20 protein-coding genes are annotated in these 22088 nt (G+C 42.9%); 19 read left to right on the forward strand and 1 reads right to left on the reverse strand.

Annotated elements, in window-relative coordinates; all coding sequences use genetic code 11:
* The first annotated feature begins 89 nt into the window (after positions 1-89).
* From AC25Y5_RS17195 to AC25Y5_RS17280, 18 genes are all read left to right on the forward strand, one after another.
* Positions 90-1064, forward strand: coding sequence for a DUF4003 family protein (locus AC25Y5_RS17195; protein ID WP_488141365.1), 975 nt, complete (start codon positions 90-92; stop codon positions 1062-1064).
* Positions 1065-2042: 978 nt separating this feature from the next.
* On the forward strand, positions 2043-3062 hold the full coding sequence (locus tag AC25Y5_RS17200) for an ABC transporter ATP-binding protein (RefSeq protein WP_488141366.1): 1020 nt from the start codon (positions 2043-2045) through the stop codon (positions 3060-3062).
* On the forward strand, positions 3049-3975 hold the full coding sequence (locus tag AC25Y5_RS17205) for an ABC transporter ATP-binding protein (protein WP_482104902.1): 927 nt from the start codon (positions 3049-3051) through the stop codon (positions 3973-3975). The genes AC25Y5_RS17200 and AC25Y5_RS17205 overlap by 14 nt, the downstream gene beginning before the upstream one ends.
* Positions 3976-3991: 16 nt before the next feature.
* Positions 3992-4960 carry an oligopeptide ABC transporter permease gene (gene opp4B, locus AC25Y5_RS17210; RefSeq protein WP_488141367.1) on the forward strand — a complete coding sequence of 323 codons (969 nt, stop codon included), beginning with the start codon at positions 3992-3994 and terminating at the stop codon, positions 4958-4960.
* A 62-nt stretch (positions 4961-5022) separates the two neighbouring features.
* Complete coding sequence (locus AC25Y5_RS17215; protein ID WP_482102729.1) at positions 5023-5901, forward strand: ABC transporter permease; 879 nt, start codon at positions 5023-5025, stop codon at positions 5899-5901.
* Between the two features lie 20 nt (positions 5902-5921).
* Positions 5922-7733 carry an oligopeptide ABC transporter substrate-binding protein gene (opp4A, locus tag AC25Y5_RS17220; RefSeq protein WP_488141368.1) on the forward strand — a complete coding sequence of 604 codons (1812 nt, stop codon included), beginning with the start codon at positions 5922-5924 and terminating at the stop codon, positions 7731-7733.
* Positions 7734-7884: 151 nt separating this feature from the next.
* On the forward strand, positions 7885-8820 hold the full coding sequence (locus AC25Y5_RS17225; RefSeq protein WP_482102676.1) for an ABC transporter permease: 936 nt from the start codon (positions 7885-7887) through the stop codon (positions 8818-8820).
* Complete coding sequence (locus tag AC25Y5_RS17230) at positions 8820-9758, forward strand: ABC transporter permease (RefSeq protein WP_488141369.1); 939 nt, start codon at positions 8820-8822, stop codon at positions 9756-9758. Before AC25Y5_RS17225 ends, AC25Y5_RS17230 begins: the two co-directional genes overlap by 1 nt.
* A gap of 144 nt (positions 9759-9902) precedes the next feature.
* Positions 9903-10883 (forward strand): ABC transporter ATP-binding protein, encoded by a 981-nt coding sequence (locus AC25Y5_RS17235; protein ID WP_488141381.1) that lies wholly within the window; start codon positions 9903-9905, stop codon positions 10881-10883.
* A 59-nt stretch (positions 10884-10942) separates the two neighbouring features.
* On the forward strand, positions 10943-12583 hold the full coding sequence (locus AC25Y5_RS17240) for a peptide ABC transporter substrate-binding protein (RefSeq protein WP_488141370.1): 1641 nt from the start codon (positions 10943-10945) through the stop codon (positions 12581-12583).
* 212 nt (positions 12584-12795) lie between these two features.
* On the forward strand, positions 12796-13719 hold the full coding sequence (locus AC25Y5_RS17245; protein ID WP_482102679.1) for a S66 peptidase family protein: 924 nt from the start codon (positions 12796-12798) through the stop codon (positions 13717-13719).
* A 112-nt stretch (positions 13720-13831) separates the two neighbouring features.
* Positions 13832-14776 carry a C40 family peptidase gene (locus tag AC25Y5_RS17250; protein ID WP_488141371.1) on the forward strand — a complete coding sequence of 315 codons (945 nt, stop codon included), beginning with the start codon at positions 13832-13834 and terminating at the stop codon, positions 14774-14776.
* A complete protein-coding gene (locus AC25Y5_RS17255) occupies positions 14773-15786 on the forward strand; it encodes an ABC transporter ATP-binding protein (RefSeq protein WP_488141372.1) in 1014 nt (337 codons plus the stop codon). The genes AC25Y5_RS17250 and AC25Y5_RS17255 overlap by 4 nt, the downstream gene beginning before the upstream one ends.
* A gap of 184 nt (positions 15787-15970) precedes the next feature.
* Entirely contained in the window at positions 15971-17545 is a 1575-nt protein-coding gene (locus tag AC25Y5_RS17260; protein ID WP_488141373.1) for an ABC transporter substrate-binding protein, read from the forward strand.
* A complete protein-coding gene (locus AC25Y5_RS17265; RefSeq protein WP_488141374.1) occupies positions 17535-18506 on the forward strand; it encodes an ABC transporter permease in 972 nt (323 codons plus the stop codon). The genes AC25Y5_RS17260 and AC25Y5_RS17265 overlap by 11 nt, the downstream gene beginning before the upstream one ends.
* Entirely contained in the window at positions 18503-19315 is an 813-nt protein-coding gene (locus AC25Y5_RS17270) for an ABC transporter permease (protein ID WP_488141375.1), read from the forward strand. The genes AC25Y5_RS17265 and AC25Y5_RS17270 overlap by 4 nt, the downstream gene beginning before the upstream one ends.
* Positions 19308-20057 (forward strand): ATP-binding cassette domain-containing protein, encoded by a 750-nt coding sequence (locus AC25Y5_RS17275; RefSeq protein WP_488141376.1) that lies wholly within the window; start codon positions 19308-19310, stop codon positions 20055-20057. The genes AC25Y5_RS17270 and AC25Y5_RS17275 overlap by 8 nt, the downstream gene beginning before the upstream one ends.
* Positions 20058-20319: 262 nt before the next feature.
* Entirely contained in the window at positions 20320-21033 is a 714-nt protein-coding gene (locus tag AC25Y5_RS17280) for an ABC transporter ATP-binding protein (RefSeq protein WP_488141377.1), read from the forward strand.
* Positions 21034-21050: 17 nt separating this feature from the next.
* Here AC25Y5_RS17280 and AC25Y5_RS17285 read toward each other — a convergent pair whose 3' ends face one another.
* The gene (locus tag AC25Y5_RS17285; protein ID WP_488141378.1) at positions 21051-21443 is read right to left on the reverse strand and encodes a hypothetical protein; all 393 of its coding nucleotides are present in this window, start codon (positions 21441-21443) and stop codon (positions 21051-21053) included.
* 88 nt (positions 21444-21531) lie between these two features.
* On the opposite strand from AC25Y5_RS17285, the gene AC25Y5_RS17290 reads away from it, so the two are divergent.
* Entirely contained in the window at positions 21532-22008 is a 477-nt protein-coding gene (locus tag AC25Y5_RS17290; RefSeq protein ID WP_488141379.1) for an acyl-CoA thioesterase, read from the forward strand.
* Positions 22009-22088: the final 80 nt, after the last annotated feature.

The following is a 22088-nucleotide window of genomic DNA, read 5'->3' on the forward strand; positions in this document are numbered from 1 at the left end:
TAAAAGCATAGCAATTTGTAATGGATTTGCCAAGTTTTGTGAAACCTTTCGGAGGGACAAGCGTACATATATAAAAGGAGATGTGTTTAATGGATGCGTTTGTGATTAGAGAAGAAGTCGAAACGACATATGAAAAAGTGAAGTCGTTGGCAGGTTGGACGGTGGATAAAAACGTCGTACTGACAATTACATCGTATTACGTTACATCTGAGAGGGAATTTGATGCCGCAAGTTTAAGCCGTGTGATGGATACACTTAAGAGTAGAGCCGGCTGGCTATCACCGCTGCGTGGCAATCTCCTTCCGATGATGGCCGCATTTCTGGATCAGCCTGGTGCAGATATCGATAAAGAAGCCGATCGGTTATTTGCGAAACAGCAAGCCTTAAAAGGCCTAGGTTTTCGCAATACGATCCATTCTTATCTGGCTGCACTTCTTTTGACGAACAATCCCGAGCTTTATGAAAATGAAGCTCGCCAAGCAAAACGACTTTATGATGCTATAAAAAAACAACATTTCTTTCTAACATCGGATGACGACTATGCGTATGCGGTCTTACTAGGAAAAAGAGGTGCTGATCCAACTGAGCACGCCAAGTCAATGCGGGTATATTATGATGCCTTGAAAACGGAAGGTTTCCGTTCTGGGAATGAACTGCAATGGCTATCCCAGGTCATGACATACATACAAATTGAATACGATCCAAAACTGGTAGCCAGAGCTGCGGAAGTACTCTCACTTTTTAAACGGAATACGAAAGTGCGGCCGGTTCATTATCCGATGATTGGTTTCCTGACAGTCTTTGAGGTGGATGATCCCGAATTGATGAATATCGTCGAACTGACGCATACATTAGAGGAATCAAAACCGTTCAAATGGAATCGAGAGATGGCACTATCCATCGCTATTGGATATGGTATGCATAAGTTAACTGAGAGTGCAGAAGAAGCATGTATTAGGCTTGCAACATCTGTCGAATTGATAATACAGGCACAGCAAGCAGTGATGGCTGCTACGATTGCGGCGATGGTTGCATCTACTGCGTCCAATTCAACAAACAGTTGAATTGGTCACGGTTAGAATAATGGAAGATCACTATTTATATAGTAGGAACTTGAATTTGAGACATTAAATTATTATTGCAAAAAGTGTATATATATAAGTATTTATCCGCAATCGACATAAAAAACATAGTACTCTACTAGGGATAATTGAATAATTACTTGGTGAAATATTATTCTCAACTGAATAAATTATGCATGAACTAGTGAGTTCTGCTAGAGAGAATTGTCGATTGTTGGGATGCCTCCCGCGCTAAGCCGGAAAGAAGAGCATGGAGGGATTGAACTGCATCCCTCCATCAGTCTTATCGCTTCGGTTACCACGAAGTCGCACCTGCGCTGGAGAGTCTATTTTTAGTTAAAGTAAGTGTCACTTACTTATAGATTAAAGCTGAGAATACAATGTAAGATGTGCTTATGTGCCCGAAATTTCATCATCTAGCACTTACAATCTCTATAGAAAGTCATCTATTCTTTTTTTTTCAGAACAACTGCATTATTCACTTGAATATTGTAGGAATGTGGCAGGTAATTATTCACAACACTTACCCCTCGTGAAACTGTTGTAATTAATTCACTGAAAGCGTGCCGGAAATAGTCCATTGATAGTTCTAGTTTTCAAGCCCGACTGTCCAGCATTTTAGGCAAGCAAATGGTTAATTAACAGACATGCAAAATTACTAACGCTATATGTTTACCGTAAAAGGATTTCACCCAAAAGGGATGGAATCCTTTTTGCATTTTAGACAGAAAAAGAATATAAATCCCAAAAAAACTTTAAAAGTACTTCGGACTTGGAAACGCTTTCATAGCGACGTTTGTAACAAGTTTGTCACATATGAAATATTTCGTGTATTTAGTATTCTAATAAAATAGTATTGTCAACTAGATTTTTCTGTAGTATATTGGGGCAAGCGATTAAATATCAGAAAATTTACTATTCATTTTTCATAAGTTTACGTTATGTTAGGAGGAAGTTTTCTTGGGAAATCCAGTATTGGAAATTGAACATCTCCGCACCTCGTTTAATATTAAGGGTGACTACTATGCAGCGGTTGATGATGTTTCCTTAACAGTCCATGAGAATGAAGTGGTCGCAATTGTAGGAGAGTCGGGTTGCGGAAAAAGTGCATTAGCCCTTTCCATTATGGGTCTTCATAATAAGAAAACGACGAAACTTGAGGGGCAAGTTAACTTCAAAGGTCAGAATCTTTTGAATCTGACAGCGCGCAAGTTGAACAAAGTCCGAGGCAAAGACATAGGAATGATTTTCCAAGACCCGATGACTGCACTCAATCCGTTGGCGACAATTGGCAGACAGATTGAAGAACCTATGGATTATCACATGAATCTTTCGTCTGCGGCTAAAAAGAAGCGTGTTCTTGATCTTCTGAACCGTGTAGGTATTAAGAATGAACAACGCGTTTATAAGCAATATCCACATGAATTGTCTGGTGGTATGAGACAACGTGTCGTAATTGCGATTGCGTTAGCTTGTGATCCAGTTGTTCTAATTGCGGATGAGCCTACGACTGCTTTGGACGTAACGATTCAAGCGCAAATCATGGATCTCATGAAGGAACTTCAAAACCAAATCAAATCAGGTATTATCCTAATTACGCATGACCTGGGTGTCGTAGCTGAAATGGCTGACCGTGTAGCGGTTATGTATGCCGGAGAAATAGTGGAAATTGCGGAGGTTCGTGAGCTATTCGCTAATCCGTTGCATCCCTATACACGCTCTTTGCTAAATTCAATTCCTGCGAATATGGAAGCGAAGGCGAAACTTCATGTCATCGAAGGAATCGTGCCTTCCATACAAAACTTGAACCGTGAAGGTTGCAGGTTTGCCCCAAGAATTCAATGGGTGGCTAAGGAAGAGCATGAAGTGAATCCCAAACTAAATGAAGCACTGCCAGGACATTTCGTTCGTTGCAGTTGCTACAAAAACTTCCACTTCCCAGAGGAGAGATTAGGAGAAGTGAATTATGTCATTACTTAGAGTCAATAACTTAAAAGTACATTATCCAATTCGTGGTGGTTTTCTCCGTCGTGTCGTCGATCAAGTAAGAGCAGTTGACGGTGTAAGTTTTGACTTGCAACCAGGTGAAACATACGGTCTTGTGGGTGAGTCAGGTTGTGGTAAGACGACAACTGGACGAGCAATTATAGGACTAAATAATGCAACAAGCGGGGAAATTTTGTTCGAAGGAAATGACCTTGCAAAACTGAGACGTTCAGAAAAAAGAATACATACAAAAGATATTCAAATGATTTTCCAGGATCCGTATTCATCACTGAATGGACGGAAGAATGTCTTGAGTATAATTGCTGAACCGCTACGGAATTATGAACGCATGTCACCTGGTGAAGAATTGAAAAAGGTTCAAGCGCTAATTGAACGAGTTGGATTGAATCCGGAGTCGATTTACAAATACCCCCACCAATTTTCCGGTGGGCAAAGGCAGCGTATTGGTATCGCGCGAGCACTGACATTGAATCCGAAATTGATTATTGCAGATGAACCTGTTTCAGCACTGGATGTATCGGTTCAGGCACAGGTTTTGAACTTCATGCAGGAAATCCAAAAAGAATTTAATCTCACGTACTTGTTCATATCGCATGACTTGGGCATCATACAGCATATGTGTGACCGTATCGGAATCATGTATAAAGGCCGTTTTGTTGAAGAAGGTACGGCGGCTGATGTCTACAATAATCCTCAGCACTTATACACGAAAAGACTAATTGCAGCAATTCCGGAAATGAACCCGGAAAAGCGATTTGAGAAAACGAATCTTCGTAAGTCCATTAACGAAGAATACCGGGCAAACTATGATAGTTATTTCGATAAAGATGGACGGATGTTCGATCTGAAGAGGGTTTCCGATACGCATTCCGTTGCATTGCAGTAAAGGAGATTATGAAAAGATGCTGACATTTATTCTTAGAAGAACGTTAATCATGATTCCGCAACTAATCCTTCTCAGCTTAATAATCTTTTTGCTTGCAAAAGCAATGCCGGGCGATGCGGTAACGAGTGCCTTTCAGGGCAACCCGGATGCAACGCCAGAACAAATAGAGAAGATTCGTGAAAAACTTGGTCTTAATGATCCTTGGTATGTTCAATATGGAACATGGATTGGAAATGCGGTTCAGGGTGACCTAGGTCAGTCATATACGCACAAACAACCGGTCACGACATTACTTGCCGGGAGAGTTGCCAATACACTGCTGTTAGCAATAGGTACATTAATTGTCACGTATATAATTGCTATTCCACTTGGCATTATTGCTGGGAGATGGACAGATACGTGGGCGGATAAAATCATTGTCACGTATAATTACTTCGCATTTGCAACACCGCTATTCGTTTTTGCGTTATTAATGCTGTTTTTATTCAGCTTCATATTAGGTTGGTTTCCAATCGGTGGCAGTGTCGACATACGGGCTGAGGCAGGATCGTGGGAATATATCGTCAGTAAAGTGGAACACCTCGTTTTACCCGTCATGTCAGGTGCGCTACTTATGACGTTCGGGACCATCCAATACTTACGTAACGATATTATCGATACAAAGTTGAAAGATTTCGTCAAGACTGCCCGTGCTAAAGGGGTTCCGGAAGGTAAAGTGTATACGCGTCATATCTTGCGCAACTCTTTGCTACCGATTGCGGCATTTTTAGGATATGAAATTACAGGCCTTATCGCCGGTTCAATCTTCATCGAAATGGTTTTCAGTTATCCCGGACTCGGAAAACTTTTCATAGAGTCGGTCTTGGGACGTGACTTTACGGTGGTTACAGCTCTTGTCATGATTTCAGGCGCAGCTGCAATTGTCGGTACGATGCTATCGGATATTATCCTCAGCATTGTCGATCCACGTATCCGTATTGACTGATGAAAATGTAGAGAAAAGATGAGGAGGGGAAACGAGTGGTAGTGTTAAATGAAAAAGAACTAATGGCAAAAGAAAAGTTGAATAATCCGTCATTTATGAAAACAATTTGGCGTGAAATAAAGAACGATAAAATGGCCTTGGGTTCAATAATCTTACTAACAATCATTCTGTCGGCCGCCTATATATCTCCATTATTCATTGACCAAGTAGCGATGACTCGCGTTAACTTTTTTAACAACTGGAAAGCGCCATCTGCAGCTAATTGGCTTGGGACGGATGATGGTGGACGAGATGTGCTCAGCCAGCTACTGCTAGGGACGAGGAACTCTTTTACAATTGGTTTAAGTGTAACTTTAATAGCAGGTGTTTTTGGATTGACGGTTGGTCTGATTTCAGGCTTTTACGGAGGGCTCGTCGACAATATCATTATGCGTATCATTGACTTCCTAATGGTATTGCCGTCACTTATGATCATCATTGTTTTCGTAGTTATTGTTCCAAAATATACGATTTTCAATTTCATCTTAATCATGAGCGCATTCGCTTGGTTTGGTAAAGCACGCCTAATTCGCTCTAGAGGACTTGCTGAGAGGGAACTTGATTATATCAATGCTTCTAAGACGTTGGGGACCCCGAGTTGGAAAATTATGTTTTTTGAACTTTTTCCCAACCTGAGTTCACTCGTTATAGTCAATATGACACTGACGCTTGCAGGGAATATCGGACTAGAAACAGGTCTTACATTCCTAGGGTTTGGACTGCCGGCAGGAACGCCTTCTCTCGGCTCGCTAATCAGCTATGCGGTAAATCCGGATGTTGTGCAAAATAAGTGGTGGATATGGTTACCCGCAGCATTACTGATTTTAGTAATGATGCTGTGTATAAATTATGTTGGGCAAGCGGTTAAACGTGCGTCCGACGCAAGGCAAAGATTAGCTTAAAAAAAGGGGAGGTAATACAATTGGTAAAAAAGAAACTTATGCTACTCGTTGGTCTGATGCTTGTTCTCAGCATGTTTTTAGCTGCATGTGCAGGCGAAAAAAGCACGGATGGCGACAAAGGTAAAGATGAAGGCAAAGAAGGAACAAAAACAGAGGACGGAAAAGAAGAAGAGCCTGCTGATGAAAGCGGAGAACTCGTATTTCCACTGGACGTTTCAAACACTGGAGGAGTAGTAGAAGACGGTGAAGTAACATTTGGTCTTGTATCTGACACGCCATTTGAAGGTACATTAAACCGCGTATTCTACTCTGGAGCTCCAGACTTTGATATAATCGAATTCTTTGACGAAGATCTTTTAGACGTTGACGGTGACTATTTGATCACGAACAATGGTGCAGCGGACTATACAATCTCTGATGACAACAAAACAATTACTGTTACTATCAAAGATGGCGTTAAATGGCACGATGGTGAGCCTGTAAAAGCTGATGACCTTCTATACTCATATGAACTTCTTGGTCATCCTGATTACACAGGAGAACGCTACACGTTCATGATTGAAAACGTAGTAGGTATGCCTGAGTACCATGAAGGTAAAACTGACAAAATTTCGGGTATTGAAGTAAAAGACGATAAAACAATTGCGGTTACATTCACAGAAGCTACACCATCACTTCTCTCAGGTTTCTGGTCTTCGCCAACTCCTAGACACTATCTAGGCGATATCGCTTCACTTGACGAGATCGTAGCATCTGAAAAAATCCGTACAAAGCCGATTGGTTTCGGACCATACAAAGTTACCAAAGTTATTCCAGGCGAATCAGTTCTTTTCGAACGCTATGATGAGTACTGGAGAGGTAAACCAGCACTAAAATCAATCGATCTTAAAGTAGTAAGTTCTGCGTCAGTACTTGAGTCACTTAAAAAAGGTGAAGTCGATTATGCAGAAATTCCGGTTGATCAATACGAAGTTGCAAAAGGACTCGAAAACATCGAACTTCTTGCAAAAGTTGACACTGCATACACATATATCGGTTTCAAACTAGGTAAATGGGATGCAGCTAAGAAAGAAAACATCACTGATCCTAACGCAAAACTATCTAACAAGCTAGTACGTCAAGCAATGTGGCATGCAATGGATAACGAAACAATTGGTAAAGAACTTTACCATGGTCTTCGTTTCCCTGCAACAAGCCTGATTATACCTGTTTTCGCAAGCTTCCACGATGCGAGCATCGAAGGACGCTCATATGATCCTGAAAAAGCAAAAGCACTTCTTGACGAAGCTGGATATGTTGATACTGACAGCGATGGTTTCCGTGAAGATCCAGAAGGTAAAGAATTCGTTCTTAACTTCGCTTCAATGGAAGGCGGAGAAACGGCAGAACCAATTGCACAATTCTATATGCAAAACTGGGCTGACGTAGGTATTAAGGTACAACTTCTAGACGGTCGTCTACATGAATTCAACTCATTCTACGATATGGTAGAACTTGATGATCCTAAAATTGATATTTATCAAGCTGCATGGGGAACTGGAACAGATCCGGATCCTGAAGGTCTATACGGCAGAACTGCAGCGTTCAACTACACGCGTTACACGAGCGAAAAGAACGACGAGCTTCTTGCAGCTGGTACATCAGAAAAGTCATTTGACACTGAGTTCCGTAAAGACATCTACAATCAATGGCAAGCGCTAATGGTTGAAGACGTTCCTGTAGCACCAACTGTTTACCGTTACTCTCTAATGGGTGTTAACAAGCGCATTGTTAACTACTCTATCGATCCGGCATCTGAAATTCGCCTTTTCGAAATGGGTGTAAGCGAATAATTACAAATCAAAAACCGTTACCTGGATTATTCCAGGTAACGGTTTTTATTTTGGAGAGTTATTGCAATTAAACCAAAAAATGTTACAATTACAGTTAACTAATTAATAGAATATTTAGATTTGATAGATAAGTAGGCTGGGGGGATAACGCATGGCGGTGTACATAGTAAAACGCTTCTTCATGATGATTGCTACGATACTTATCATTGCAACATTGACCTTTTTCCTCATGCATGCGATACCTGGATCGCCATTCGATGAAGAAAGGACGTCGAATCCAACAATCCAGGCAAATCTTGAAAAATTCTATAAGCTTGATCAGCCAGTTGGCGTTCAATATGTGTATTATTTAAAGTCAATTGCGACATTTGATTTTGGGCCGTCCATAAAGAAACCGAATGAGTCCGTTAACAGCTTACTTGCAAGGGGATTCCCAATATCATTTGAGCTTGGGATGATCACCATTTTGGTTGCGGTTGTATCGGGTATCATTCTTGGTACATTTGCTGCTCTACGGCATAACGGGTTTATTGATTATATGGCTATGACGTTTGCTGTTATAGGAATATCCGTTCCGAACTTTGTACTTGCTACACTATTAATCCAGCAAGTCGCCGTCACATGGCAATTGTTGCCGCCGGCGACGTGGAGTAGCCCTCTTCATATGATATTACCGACATTGGCACTGGCAACAGGCCCAACTGCAATCATCGCAAGGCTAACTAGGGCAAGCATGCTAGAAGTTCTGACGCAAGACTATATGAAGATGGCACGCGCGAAGGGACTTTCACCGTTTCGCATCGTTGTGCGACACGCACTGCGTAATGCACTTTTACCAGTTGTCACGATAATGGGAACGATGCTTGCAGGTATATTAACAGGGACATTTGTCATTGAGAAAATTTTTGCGATACCGGGAATGGGTAAATATTTCGTTGAAAGTATTAATAATCGAGATTACCCAGTTATTATGGGATCTACCGTTTTCTACAGCGCATTTCTCGTCTTCATGCTGTTCCTCGTTGACATCGTTTACGGCTTCCTGGATCCGCGCATTAAACTTCACAGGAAGGATGGTGATGTGTAATGGTGCAGCGAGAAGAAAGGGTAGTCGTTCAGGATGAGTGGTTCAGACCAAAGGAGAAGGACGCGGGTAAACAAGAATTAGTCGTAAGACCATCATTATCCTATTGGAAAGATGCCTGGCACCGCTTGCGAAAAAACAAACTAGCGATGGCGGGACTTATTTTTCTTATCGTCTTAACGTTGTGTGCACTATTTGGGCCGCTACTCTCACCACATTCTGTGACGGGAACAGATTATCCGAATCAGAACAAAGCACCTTCTGCTGAACATTGGTTTGGAACAGATGAAGCGGGGCGTGATGTCTTTACCCGTACATGGTATGGCGCACGTATTTCGCTATTCGTAGGAGTCATGGCAGCCTTAATCGATTTCTTCATAGGCATTATCTATGGCGGCATTAGCGGGTATAAAGGCGGGCGAACCGACACACTTATGATGCGCATTATTGAAATACTGTATGGATTGCCACATTTGCTTGTTGTTATCTTATTGATGGTTGTGATGGGTGCGAGTTTGACGACAATCATCATTGCACTGACGATAACGGGATGGGTCGGAATGGCCCGTATCGTGAGGGGACAAGTTCTCCAAATTAAAAACTATGAATTTGTTACTGCTTCGAAATCGTTTGGTGCGAAGACTCCGAGGATCATCCGGAAAAATTTATTGCCAAATACAATGGGCCCAATTATCGTTCAGATGACACTTACTGTACCAAGTGCCATATTCGCGGAGGCTTTCCTTAGCTTCCTCGGACTCGGCATTCAAGTTCCATTTGCAAGCTGGGGCGTCATGGCGAACGATGCACTTCCAGTTATTTTGTCGGGTCACTGGTGGCGTTTGTTCTTCCCGGCATTTTTCATTTCAATGACGATGTTTGCATTTAACGTCCTAGGTGACGGTATGCAAGACGCGCTCGATCCGAAGTTGAGGGGGTGATGGGTTTTGAATGAACATCAATTGGATAATGCGAAAGTACTGGTCCGTAATCGGCAGGAGGACGTGCTCCTTTTTGACAGGCAAGTAGATTCTGAGAAACAGCATGACAAGAAAAGAAGGCGTAAAGCAGTTTCCACTGAAAAAGTGCTTTCTGTGGAAAATATACACGTATCTTTCAAAACGTTTGGCGGCGAAGTCCAGGCGCTACGTGGCGTGTCGTTCGAACTGTACAAAGGGGAAACGCTCGCAATTGTAGGAGAATCAGGATGTGGGAAAAGTGTCACAGCAAATACAATCATGGGGTTAATCCCACAGCCGCCAGGACGAATAAAGGATGGTAAGGTCCTATTCAAAGGGAAAGACCTGACCAAACTGAACAAAACAGGCCTTCGGAAGATTCAAGGCGTTGATATTTCTATGATTTTTCAAGATCCGATGACAGCGCTTAATCCGACACTCCAAATAGGCGAACAGTTAACCGAGGGTTACCGGACGCATCACAAAGTTAGTAAAGGAGATGCACGGAAGAAAGCGATTGAAATGCTGGAACTAGTCGGTATTCCGAATCCACAAGAGCGGCTGAAACAATACCCGCACCAGTTTTCAGGAGGAATGAGGCAACGTATTGTCATTGCGATTGCACTTATCTGTGAACCGGAGCTGTTAATTGCAGACGAGCCGACAACCGCGCTTGACGTTACAATTCAAGCACAAATTCTTGAGCTATTCGATGAAATTCAAAAAAAGACGGGCGTCTCAATCATTCTGATTACGCATGATCTCGGTGTCGTTGCCAAGATCGCAGACCGCATCGCAGTCATGTATGCAGGAAAAGTGATTGAAATTGGTGAGAAACGAGAAATTTTCTACACGGCAAAACACCCGTATACACAAGGCTTGCTGAAATCTGTACCGCGGCTTGACTTGAAAGAGGAAGAGTTACAACCGATTGAGGGAACACCTCCGGATTTATTCTCACCGCCGAAAGGATGTCCATTTACGGCAAGATGTCCGCTCGCGATGGATGTCTGCGACCGCGTTTATCCAGAAACAACACAACTCTCCAAAGACCATGCAGTGGATTGTTGGCTGCAGGATGAACGCGCGAAACGGGTTTTCGCTTAAACGTTGGGTACACGCACGTAAGTGCTTCCATATTCATGACAAATAAAGGGGGATTTTGAATGAAGAAGTGGTTAACGTTTCTAATGGTAGCGTTGCTCGCGCTTGTGCTTGCAGCTTGTACGGCTACAGAAGATGCAGGAAAAGAACCGGAGAAAGTGAAGGATGACGGTGAAAAAGAGGAACCGGTCGCAGCGGAAAAGATCCTTTACTTGAACAATGGTGAGGAACCAACGTCATTCGATCCATCTGTCGGGTTCAATGCGGTTTCATGGGGTGCATTGAATAACTTGATGGAAGGATTGACGCGTCTGTCAGAAGATCACCTTGCTGTAGAGGCGACAGCAGAAAAGATTGATGTTTCTGAAGATGGCCTGACATATACATTTTCCATCCGTGATACTGCGAAATGGTCAAATGGGGATCCTGTTGTAGCGGGGGACTTTGTCTATGCTTGGCGCCATATGCTTAACCCAGAGACAGCTTCACCTGCTTCGTTCCTGGCGTATTTCATCGAAGGAGCGGAAGCCTATAATACTGGGGAGGGTGCTGCTGAGGATGTAGCTGTAGAAGCACCAGACGAGAAAACATTTGTCGTAACATTAACGGCTCCAAATGAGGCGTTCTTAAATATTATTACAAATCCAAGTTTCTTCCCGATTAATGAAAAAGTGGCGACTGCTGATTCAAAATGGTTTACAGAAGCGGCATCGTTTGTTGGGAATGGTCCATTCAAATTAGCTTCATGGGACCATGATGTGAGTTTCATATTCGAAAAGAATGAAAATTATTGGGATGCAGACGCTGTTAAGCTCGACAAAGTGAATTGGGTCATGGTCAACGATCCAACAACTGAATATCAAATGTACGAATCGAGTGAGCTGGACCAATCAGGCGTACCACCTGAACTGGCGGAAAAGTTGAAAGATAGTGATGAACTGCGCATTGACGACCAGGCGGGGCTTTACTTCTACCGTTTCAATACGTCAATGGAACCTTTCACAAATAAGAAGATTCGAAAAGCATTCGGACTCGCGGTTAATCAGGAAGAAATCGTTGAGTATGTAACAAAAAATGGTGAAAAACCAGCACATGGTTTCGTCACATACGGATTCATCGGCCCCGATGGCAAGGAATTCCGTGATTCTGTCGGTAAACTTGTTGAATTTAATAAGGATGAGGCGAAAAAGCTTCTAGAAGAGGGCATGAAAGAAGAAGGCTATACAGAATTACCAGCAGTGGACTTAACATATTCAACGAGTCCATCTCATCAAAATATCGCAGTAGCGCTACAAGCGACGTTCAAGGAAGTTCTTGGCGTTGACGTAGGATTGAAAACAGTTGAGAGCGCAGTTTTTGCGTCTGAACAAAAAGAGTTTAAATACCAGCTGTCCCGCTCTTCTTTCTTGCATGACTATGCGGATCCAGTGAACGCGCTTGAAAGTTTTATCACGGACTCTTCCATGAACCGAACAACGTGGTCGAATGCAGAATATGATAAGCTTATTACGGACGTTAAAAATGAAACAGATGCAAATAAGCGCTGGGAATTGTTAAAACAGGCAGACCAGCTTCTAATGGAAGAAATGCCTGTCTTCCCGATTTATTACTACAACCAGACAACGCTTGAGAAGCCTGGCGTTACTGGGATTTTGCGTCATCCCGTTGGCTATGTCGACTTGAAGTATGCAGATAAGAACTAATTGAAAGTCGCGGCGTCCGTTGTGGCGCCGTTTTTTTTCTCCTAAGGAAATACGACAATGTACTTTAACAAGGCCGCTGAAAAAGTTCTTTATTATAATAAGAACTAGTTGATTGTAGTGGAAAGCGTCCGCTCGGAACAAGGAAATCGGGCTTTTTTAGCGCCCTCCATTTTAACTAGCAAATGCGTTATGAATGAAAGGAAGTTTTACTCATGAAAATACGACCACAACGCCTACAAAAAGGGGACACAATTGGTATCATCGCCCCGTCAAGCCCGCCCAATCAGGAAAGTTTGGAAAAGTCACTTGCGTTTCTTGAACAACTCGGATTGAAATGGAAGTTTGGAAAAAATATGAACAATGTCAACGGCTATCTTGCGGGAACAGACGACGAACGGCTTAATGACTTACACGACATGTTTGCAGATTCGGAAGTGAAAGGAATCATTTGTGCAGGCGGCGGATTTGGTTCGGCCCGCTATGCCGATAAAATCGATTTACAGTTGATGAAAGAGAAGCCTAAAATCTTTTGGGGTTTCAGTGATATTACATTCCTGCACACGGCGATGGGTCTGTATTCTAATCTCGTCACTTTTCACGGTCCTATGCTTGCGTCTTGTGTCGGAAAAGACACGTTCCACGAATTATCAGCGAAAATGTTCCAACAGTTATTCGAACCAATGGAACTTCATTACACGGAAGCGATTTCACCTCTTGAAACCATTACAGCTGGAGTAGCCCAGGGAGAACTCGTTGGCGGGAATTTGTCCTTGCTTGCCAGTGGAATTGGGACTAAGTTCGAAGTGGATACAAAAGGGAAGTTGCTATTTATCGAAGATGTCGGTGAAGAGCCTTACAAAGTTGACGGGCTCCTCAATCAGTTGCGCCTTTCGGGTAAATTGAAGGAAGCTGCAGGAATTATCATCGGTGATTTTTCAAAAGCTGAACCGAAAAAACGGAAAGAATCGCTGACGCTTGATGAAGTGTTCGATCATTACACAGCGAATCTCGGCATACCTGTCGTGAAGGGTTTTAAAATCGGACACTGCGAACCTCATTTTGCGATACCACTCGGAATCGGCGCAAAACTCGACGCGGACAACAAGACACTGACAATATTGCCTGGAGTGGAATAATCGATTTTGAATGCAACGCCCAGCTGATGAAGTAAAACCAGTTTGGCTCATGCCTGAAATTGACCTTGAATTCGAATGACTGTGACACCTACGAAAAGGAGTGGTTTGGTCGATGGGTACGAACTTGAACACGTGGTATTGTTCCGTTTCAGTTGCAACCGTGTGGACATCACCGGAATCTGCCAGGGAAATTGACGAGCCAGGAATTGTAAACCCAGTCAGGTTAACGAAATGGCTCGAAAACTTAGCTTTCGAAGAGCGCCTCGATTTATGTAATGGGAACCGGATTCAGACCCAGTTGCTTTACGGTGAACCGGTCATCGTGGAAGAGGTACAAGATGCGTGGGCGAAAGTGATTGCTGTCTGGCAGCCTTCAACTAAAGACAAGCGCGGTTATCCTGGATGGGTCCCACTCGCGCAACTAAAAGAAGCGGAACCGATTCACGCGATTGGATTTAGTAGAGTGACTGCTGGGAAAGCACAATTGTGGAACGCGGACGGTACTCCGTCAATTGTCATTCCATTTAATTCAATACTGCCCTATATTGGTGAATCAGGTAACTATTTACGAGTATGCACACCGGATGGAGAAGCATTGTTATTGAAGGAGAACGTAGAACTTGCGCCTTCCGTCCATCAATTTGAGAAAAAGCCTGTTTCAGATGCTGTCGACAAAGGTCTTGTGTTTCTTGACTTACCTTACTTATGGGGAGGTATGTCAACGTATGGCTACGATTGTTCTGGTTTTACATACAATATGCTGAAAGCCTGCGGACACTCCATTCCGCGGGACGGCGGAGATCAGGCACGCAGTGGTAAAGAAATTCCAGTAGATAATCAATCGCTCTGGGCAAAAGGGGACCTCCTCTTCTTTGCTGATAATGAAGGAAAAGCAAGTGTCCGTCACGTCGGGTTTTATTTTGGAGAGGGGATGCTTCTCCATTCCCATTCAACAGGAAAGTCAATTGAAGTGATGAAACTTGCAGGTACAAAACTAGCGCGTGAGCTATGCGCCGTCCGACGTTATGGCATTATAGAAGGAGGCGTACGAGCATGACAAATCGGGTTTTATTGACCGTAAAAGATTTGAAACGTCATTTTGACGTGGGGCGCGGAGAGAAGTTAAAAGCGGTCGACGGAATTAGTTTCGATATTTACAAAGGGGAAACGTTTGGGCTTGTTGGAGAGTCCGGTTGCGGTAAATCAACGGCAGGCCGTACGATTCTTGGATTGTACAATAAAACAGACGGCGAAGTGCTGTATAACGGGCAAAGCATTCACGATATGACGACTAAAGAAAGGGAACGTTTCCTAAAGAAAATGCAAATGATCTTTCAAGATCCCTATGCGTCGTTGAATCCGCGTTCTACGGTCTATGAAATCATTGCTGAGCCAATGCAAGTGCATGGGTTGTACAAGTCAAAGGTGGAAATGCGTAATCGGGTTTTTGAGTTACTGGAGGACGTCGGGCTAAGTCGGGATCATGCAAATCGCTATCCACATGAATTTTCCGGCGGGCAGCGTCAGCGAATCGGCATTGCCCGCTCACTCGCACTCGATCCAGAATTCATCATTGCGGATGAACCCATTTCGGCACTTGATGTTTCTGTACAAGCACAAGTTGTTAAGTTATTACAGCGACTACAGCGTGAAAAAGGCTTAACGTATCTGTTTATCGCCCATGATTTGTCGATGGTGAAATACATCTCTGATCGCATTGGCGTCATGTACCTTGGTCATATGGTGGAATTGACGACAAGTGCACAACTATACGATAAACCTCTCCATCCGTATACGGAAGCACTGTTATCGGCCATTCCGATTCCTGATCCGGACATCGAAGAATCGCGCGAACGCATTTTACTGCAAGGCGAACTGCCAAGCCCCATCAATCCACCGTCAGGTTGCGTCTTCCGTACACGGTGTCCCTATGCAATGGATGTCTGTGCAGCATTGAAGCCCAAGTGGCTTGAGAAAGAATCAGATCACTTCGTCGCCTGTCACTTGTATGATGAACAAGTAATGACACGACCTGATGCAGTTGCAGTAGTCGAGCTGTCCCGCTAAACTGGGACGGCTTTTTTCATTTTCATTTGAACGAAGTATTAACTCTTGCGAAAGACCTGGTATTACTACTTCGCTCAGCGTGATGCTATCTAGCTCTGAAAGGCGCGAGTAGCTTAAACCACGAGAAGTAGAATATACTAGAGTGAGGAAAATCAATTATGAAAGTTATTTGATGGAGGACATTATGTTAAATAAGAAGCTAAAGATTTTACTCGTTTTTTCCCTACTGGTACTCGTTGCTTCCGGTTGTGCGAAAAAAGCGGATACTGATACTAAACCAAAAGAAAATCGCCTCGTATACGCCTCTGAGTCCGAATTTGAAGGACTAAATCCGATTCTTGAAGAGACAAACCTGGATTCATTACTATTCCGGGGTCTAATGAGGTTCGATGAAAAGAATGAGGCTATTACAGACATTGCAAAATCATATACTATTTCTCCAGACTACTTAACGTATACATTCATTTTAGAAGAGGGCATCAAGTTCCATGATGGCAAAGCCCTGACGGCTGAAGATGTCATTTTCACAATTGAAAGCATCTTGGATGATAAAAATGCTTCCTTTTTAAAAGCAGATTTCACTGAAGTTGATTCTTTGACGAAAGTGGACGAGCTATCATTTGAAATGAAGTTAAAACATCCATTTGTACCGATACTCGATAAATTGACAGTACCAATCTTGCCAAAGCATGCATTTGAAAATGTCGAAATGCGTACGGCTGAGTTCAATAGCCACCCCATCGGTGCAGGCCCTTATATGTTTGATAAATGGGATCGGGGAAACAGTTTGACATTGAAAGCATACAACGATTTCCATGGTACAACTCCATCTATCGAAAAAGTGATTTTTAAATTCATCCCAGATAGTAATGTCCGGGCGCTGCAATTAAAATCAGGTGAAGTCGATATTGCGTTACTTGACCCAGTGCAGGCGATAAGTTTGAAAGGTGAAAAGAATATTGACATACATGATATAGAATCAGCAGATTACCGCGGTATTCTTTATAATATGAACAAAGAATTATGGACTGATGTCAATGTGAGACGTGCTTTTAACTACGCAACGGATCGTACAGCAATCGTCAAAGGCATTTTAAAAGGGTACGGAACGGAAGCGTATTCGCCGCTTCAAAAACACGCCTTTAACAATGCTGAAGTTGAGAAATATGAGTATGACGTTAAAAAAGCGCAAACGCTTCTGGATGAAGCGGGTTGGAAAGAAGGAAAAGAGGGCTTCCGTTATAAAAACGGTGAAAGATTAGCATTTACGATTACAGTTCCTGCAACCGATACAGTTCGTGTGAACATAGCAAACTTCACAGCTGAAGGTTTTAAAGCAATCGGTGCTGATGTAAAAGTAGCTGCACTCGACTGGAGTGCAATTACCATTGAAGATACTGATGCGTTCGTAATCGCTTGGGGAAGCCCATACGATGCGGATCATCACACGCACATTTTGTTCAGAACAGATCAGTCGAGCAAAACAAGTTCAGGATACAACTTCGGTGATTACTCAAATGCAAAAGTGGATACTTTGCTAGAGAAAGGCCGTTTATTAACAGATACAGATGAGAGAAAAGCTGTCTATATGGAGTTTCAGAAGGAACTAGCACTGGATCCGCCGTATGATTTAATTGCCTATGCAAATGCAATTTATGGCATCAATAAAAGTCTGGAAGGCGTAAAAGAACGAACACTCGGTCATCATGGATCTGGTTTTCTTTGGAACGTCGAGGAGTGGAAGTGGAATGAACGTTAAATGGGTTGTGAAGCGATTGATGGCGGGAGTAAGTGTCCTTTTTATCATTAGCTTCCTCTCTTTTTTCATCATGCACTTGGCTCCCGGGGATCCGGCGACGGCTTTCTATGGAGGCAATGCACAAACATTAAACGCGGCTGAAAAAGAACGAATCAGCCGTGCTTTTTCGCTAGATCGCCCTGTGATTGTGCAATATGGCACATGGCTAAAGGAAACACTGCAAGGGAATTTAGGTTATTCGTCTAGAGAAGGCCGTCCTGTTAAGATCATTCTTCTAGAACGTTTGCCAAATACGTTATTACTTTCAAGTGTAACCTTACTATTCATTATTATTGGTTCGCAATGGATTGGTACCGTCGCAGGTATGAAAGCCGGCTCATTGTGGGATAAAGGGCTATCGACAATAAGTATTGCGACATCTTCCATACCATCATTTTGGCTAGGGATTTTATTCATCTCATTCTTTTCGGTGAAACTCGGAATTCTTCCGTCCTCGGGTACGGGGGATATCGGAGGTGATGGAGGACTCTTAGACAAACTTCGCCATCTCATTTTGCCAGCAGCCGTTATCATTCTTACCCATGTAGGCATATACGCGCGCTTCCTTCAAGAAAGTATAAAAGCAGAAAGCAGTAAATATTATGTAATGGTTGCGAGGGCAAATGGAGTTGTGGAAAGTAAAATCAGAAAAGGGATTTTGCGCAACGCATCCATTCCGTATTTGAATTACATCGGAATGACAATTCCTTCGTTTTTTGGTGGATCAATTATCGTTGAATCTCTTTTTTCGTGGGCGGGACTTGGACAGCTAATGGTAAAAGCGGTGATGATGAAAGACTTCCCGCTGATCATGGGCGGCATCCTTTTTATCGGGCTGCTCGTTGTCTTAAGTTTATTCGTCATCGACCTCATCATGTATGCAGTGGATCCCAAATTACGGAAGGGGGCATACAGTAGATGAAACTTCAAAAAACAATTCTATTCTGGTCTATGGTCCTTGGGGTGATTGTCATCATGACGGTTTTCGCGGGACTTTTTTCAACACATCTGCCAAACGAAATGGATATGGATGAAATATATGTACCGCCAGGAGAAGGCCATTTGCTAGGAACGGATCATCTTGGGCGCGACGTGTTTTCCCGTCTACTGGAAGGCGGAAAAGTAACGCTCACTGTTGCGGGTACTTCTGTAATTCTATCCCTCATTATCGGTGTACTTTACGGCGGAATTAGCGGTTACGCGGGGGGCTATGTAGATGCGGTAATGATGCGGTTTCTCGAAGCGCTAATTACAATCCCATCTCTAATCCTAATTCTGGCGTTTCAAGCATTTATGCAAGGCGGCATGTGGAGTATGGCGCTAGTCATAGGAGTTACGGGGTGGCTAGTTACTGCACGCATCGTTAGATCTGAATTCATCCGCCTTAGAGAAACTGAATTTGTAAAAATGGCTAAAATGTTCGGGACACCGCTGTGGCAAATCATTTTTGGCCATTTGCTACGTAATAGTGTGCCTGCTATTTTTGTTGTTACATTGTTCAACTTTGCTGGAGCGGTGTTCATCGAAGTATCGCTTAGTTTTCTCGGCATCGGTGTACCGCCGTCGATACCTTCATGGGGAAATATGCTATACTACGCGCAAAATGATATTTTGATTGGTGCATGGTGGATTGGTTTGTTCCCGGGAATCATGATTTTCATAACGATTCTATCCGTTAACTTTATAGGTGAAGCATTGAAAAATCCAAAACGGAGGCGGTCAAATGCTTAAGGTGGACGGATTATCAATAGTTGTCGATGAACAGTGCGTTGTAGAGAATAGTTCGTTTTCGATTCCACGCGGAAAGATTACGTCAATTATCGGCGAAAGCGGCAGTGGGAAAAGTATGACTGTCGCAGCATTGCTCGGGATCTTGCCAGTGGGTATGAAGGCGACTGGACAGGCCTTGTTTAATGGTAAGAACTTAATTAACAGCTCAACCGAGGAAATTACGGAAATTAGGAAATCACATATCTTCACGATTTTCCAAGATGCAGCAAACAGTTTTAATCCGTCTGTGAAAATGAAGTATCAACTTTATGCCTTTTCCGGAGAACGGATAGGGGATACTGTTGAACAGTTTTGTGTGAAAATGGCCGGTGCTTTGAGCAGTCTCGGTCTTTCGAATGACGTTTTCCGTCAGTATCCGTTCGAACTATCAGGTGGAATGTTACAGCGTTGTATGATTGCATGTGCCTTGTACGTGAAGCCGGATCTCTTAATTGCAGATGAACCTACATCCGCACTTGATAGAGTGTTGCAGCAGGACTTTATAGCTTTACTAAAAAAGTTGAATGAGGAGCAAGGGACGACGATTTTATTAATCACGCATGACTTGGATGTCGTAGCTGATGCGGCACATGAAATGGTCGTCATGCAAGCTGGTAAAGTGATTGAGACAGGAAGTGTTAAGGAACTATTTAGACGGCCAGAGCATTCCTATACAAAACGACTTCTGGACAGTCGATTTTAACAGGGAGAAATTAAGTTCCATTTCTCCCTGTTAAAGCCTCCGGCGGATGTCACAGATTTTGAAAGGAGTTAAGAGGAAGGCAGTCTAAGTTCGCGACGTCCTGTCGCAACAAGGAAGGATTGAACTATATCCTTCGCCACTGCATGACCCACAAGGAAGGATGCAGTTCAATCCTTCCCCCCTGTAGGCCTCAAGCTCAATTCAAAATCTTGACGCAATTACGCCGAGGCGTGATTGATGTGTTGGAAAGGTTGGAAAGAGCATGCTATTAACTGTGGAGAATATATCGAAAAGCTACCGCAAAGAGAAGAAAGTTCTTCGTGGAATTGATATGGCTATCGGGGAAGGTGAAATCGTAGGTCTTGTTGGAGAAAGTGGTAGTGGGAAAAGTACTTTGTCACGTCTTATAATGCAGCTTGAAGCCCCCGAAACGGGTGTTGTTTCCTTTCATGGGGCACCCATAACGAGGAATACGAAAAAAGCATTCTACAAAAAATGCCAGCTGATTTTTCAAAATGCATCGGCGGCTCTTAATCCAACTTGGACTGTCAAAGAAATTCTGAGGGAGCCGTTACGCAATAGAAGTGGTGACCGAGATACGTATATTCGTCATATGCTCGGGAATGTAAAACTGACCGAAGTGCATTTGAATCGACGTCCATATGAATTGAGCGGCGGTGAAAGGCAGCGTGTCAACTTACTGAGGTCCATCCTCATTCAGCCAGAATTGTTAGTATGCGACGAAATTGTCTCTAGTCTCGATCGATTAATACAAAAAGAGATTATAGACTTACTCATCAAACTGAATCGGGAGACCGGTATGGCGATTCTTTTTATTTCTCATGATTTACAGGTTGTCGAATATATGTGCAACCGTATTTATGTTATGAAAGAGGGAGAGATTGTCGATGAAAGTGTTAAACAGGAAGGAGAATTCAAGTTTTCCCATCCCTATTCGAAAAAGTTATTTGGCTGAAAATGAAAAGGTTTTACTCACCTCATCGAACGCTTCCTATTCCATAGCTTTATTAAAAAAGCCATAAACCAAGCATAAAAGAACATGGAACCAACCAGTACAATAGCTACATAAATATACTGAAAAAGACCAGGAATATTATACTCCTTAATGAAGCCTCCCGAAAATAGCATGATGGCCGTAAGCGCCGTAATAAGTAAAATCATACCGATTGCATAAATGATCATCGCACTCATAGGGGTATTCCGAAGGGTTTTACGGATAGTATCCCTGTGTTTAACAGCTCTTACAAGTAGGTAGGAAAACAAAATAAGTGATAAATAGTCATTAGCTGTAAAGATTACGAAGAATCCAAGTATTACGATCAACCAAGTGATCTTTTGATAATGTGTATCGATAAAATTCAGCATTAATAGACCCCCAATATGTGTATACTCTATATACGGAACATATAAGGGAAAGGTTTCCTTAATTCATAAAAGCGAAGGAGAGATTTTCATGGTAGAAAAAAGACCAATGAGCCATTCACGTACCATTCAATCCAAAATTGTCTTGCCGCCAGACACGAATCATTTACAAACAATTTTTGGCGGTCGTGTCCTGGCATACATAGATGAAATCGCAGCAATCGCAGCGATGAAGCATTCTCATTGTTCAGTTGTCACGGCATCTATCGATTCAGTCGATTTCCTGTCATCCGCACGCGTTGGTGACGTACTGGAACTTGAAGCAATCGTCACTTTTACCGGGCGCACTTCAATGGAAGTGTTCGTATCGGTCCATTCCATGAACCTTTTGACTGGAGTAACGAATCTGACGACTGAATCATTCCTTACAATGGTGGCCATGGATGAAAACAACAAACCCATTCCTGTACCCGGGGTATACCCGGAAACGGATGTGGAGAAGAGGTTGTATGAGACAGGTCCAGGACGCCAAGCCCATCGAAAATTACGGAGTGAGATGAAACACTGAATAAGTCTCAATACAATGGATAGAATCAGAAATCCCTCTAATACCGCTTCGACGCTTTGTGGATGCCTCCCGCGATAAGC

This window comes from Sporosarcina sp. Y1011 (assembly GCF_057669885.1).

Coding starts and splice junctions, on each gene's coding strand:
- AC25Y5_RS17195 (WP_488141365.1), top strand. CDS start 90: ATGGATGCGTTTGTGATTAGAGAAGAAGTCGAAACGACATATGAAAAA.
- AC25Y5_RS17205 (WP_482104902.1), top strand. CDS start 3,049: ATGTCATTACTTAGAGTCAATAACTTAAAAGTACATTATCCAATTCGT.
- opp4B (WP_488141367.1), top strand. CDS start 3,992: ATGCTGACATTTATTCTTAGAAGAACGTTAATCATGATTCCGCAACTA.
- AC25Y5_RS17215 (WP_482102729.1), top strand. CDS start 5,023: ATGGCAAAAGAAAAGTTGAATAATCCGTCATTTATGAAAACAATTTGG.
- AC25Y5_RS17225 (WP_482102676.1), top strand. CDS start 7,885: ATGGCGGTGTACATAGTAAAACGCTTCTTCATGATGATTGCTACGATA.
- AC25Y5_RS17230 (WP_488141369.1), top strand. CDS start 8,820: ATGGTGCAGCGAGAAGAAAGGGTAGTCGTTCAGGATGAGTGGTTCAGA.
- AC25Y5_RS17240 (WP_488141370.1), top strand. CDS start 10,943: ATGAAGAAGTGGTTAACGTTTCTAATGGTAGCGTTGCTCGCGCTTGTG.
- AC25Y5_RS17245 (WP_482102679.1), top strand. CDS start 12,796: ATGAAAATACGACCACAACGCCTACAAAAAGGGGACACAATTGGTATC.
- AC25Y5_RS17250 (WP_488141371.1), top strand. CDS start 13,832: ATGGGTACGAACTTGAACACGTGGTATTGTTCCGTTTCAGTTGCAACC.
- AC25Y5_RS17255 (WP_488141372.1), top strand. CDS start 14,773: ATGACAAATCGGGTTTTATTGACCGTAAAAGATTTGAAACGTCATTTT.
- AC25Y5_RS17260 (WP_488141373.1), top strand. CDS start 15,971: ATGTTAAATAAGAAGCTAAAGATTTTACTCGTTTTTTCCCTACTGGTA.
- AC25Y5_RS17265 (WP_488141374.1), top strand. CDS start 17,535: ATGAACGTTAAATGGGTTGTGAAGCGATTGATGGCGGGAGTAAGTGTC.
- AC25Y5_RS17270 (WP_488141375.1), top strand. CDS start 18,503: ATGAAACTTCAAAAAACAATTCTATTCTGGTCTATGGTCCTTGGGGTG.
- AC25Y5_RS17275 (WP_488141376.1), top strand. CDS start 19,308: ATGCTTAAGGTGGACGGATTATCAATAGTTGTCGATGAACAGTGCGTT.
- AC25Y5_RS17280 (WP_488141377.1), top strand. CDS start 20,320: ATGCTATTAACTGTGGAGAATATATCGAAAAGCTACCGCAAAGAGAAG.
- AC25Y5_RS17285 (WP_488141378.1), bottom strand. CDS start 21,443: ATGCTGAATTTTATCGATACACATTATCAAAAGATCACTTGGTTGATC.
- AC25Y5_RS17290 (WP_488141379.1), top strand. CDS start 21,532: ATGGTAGAAAAAAGACCAATGAGCCATTCACGTACCATTCAATCCAAA.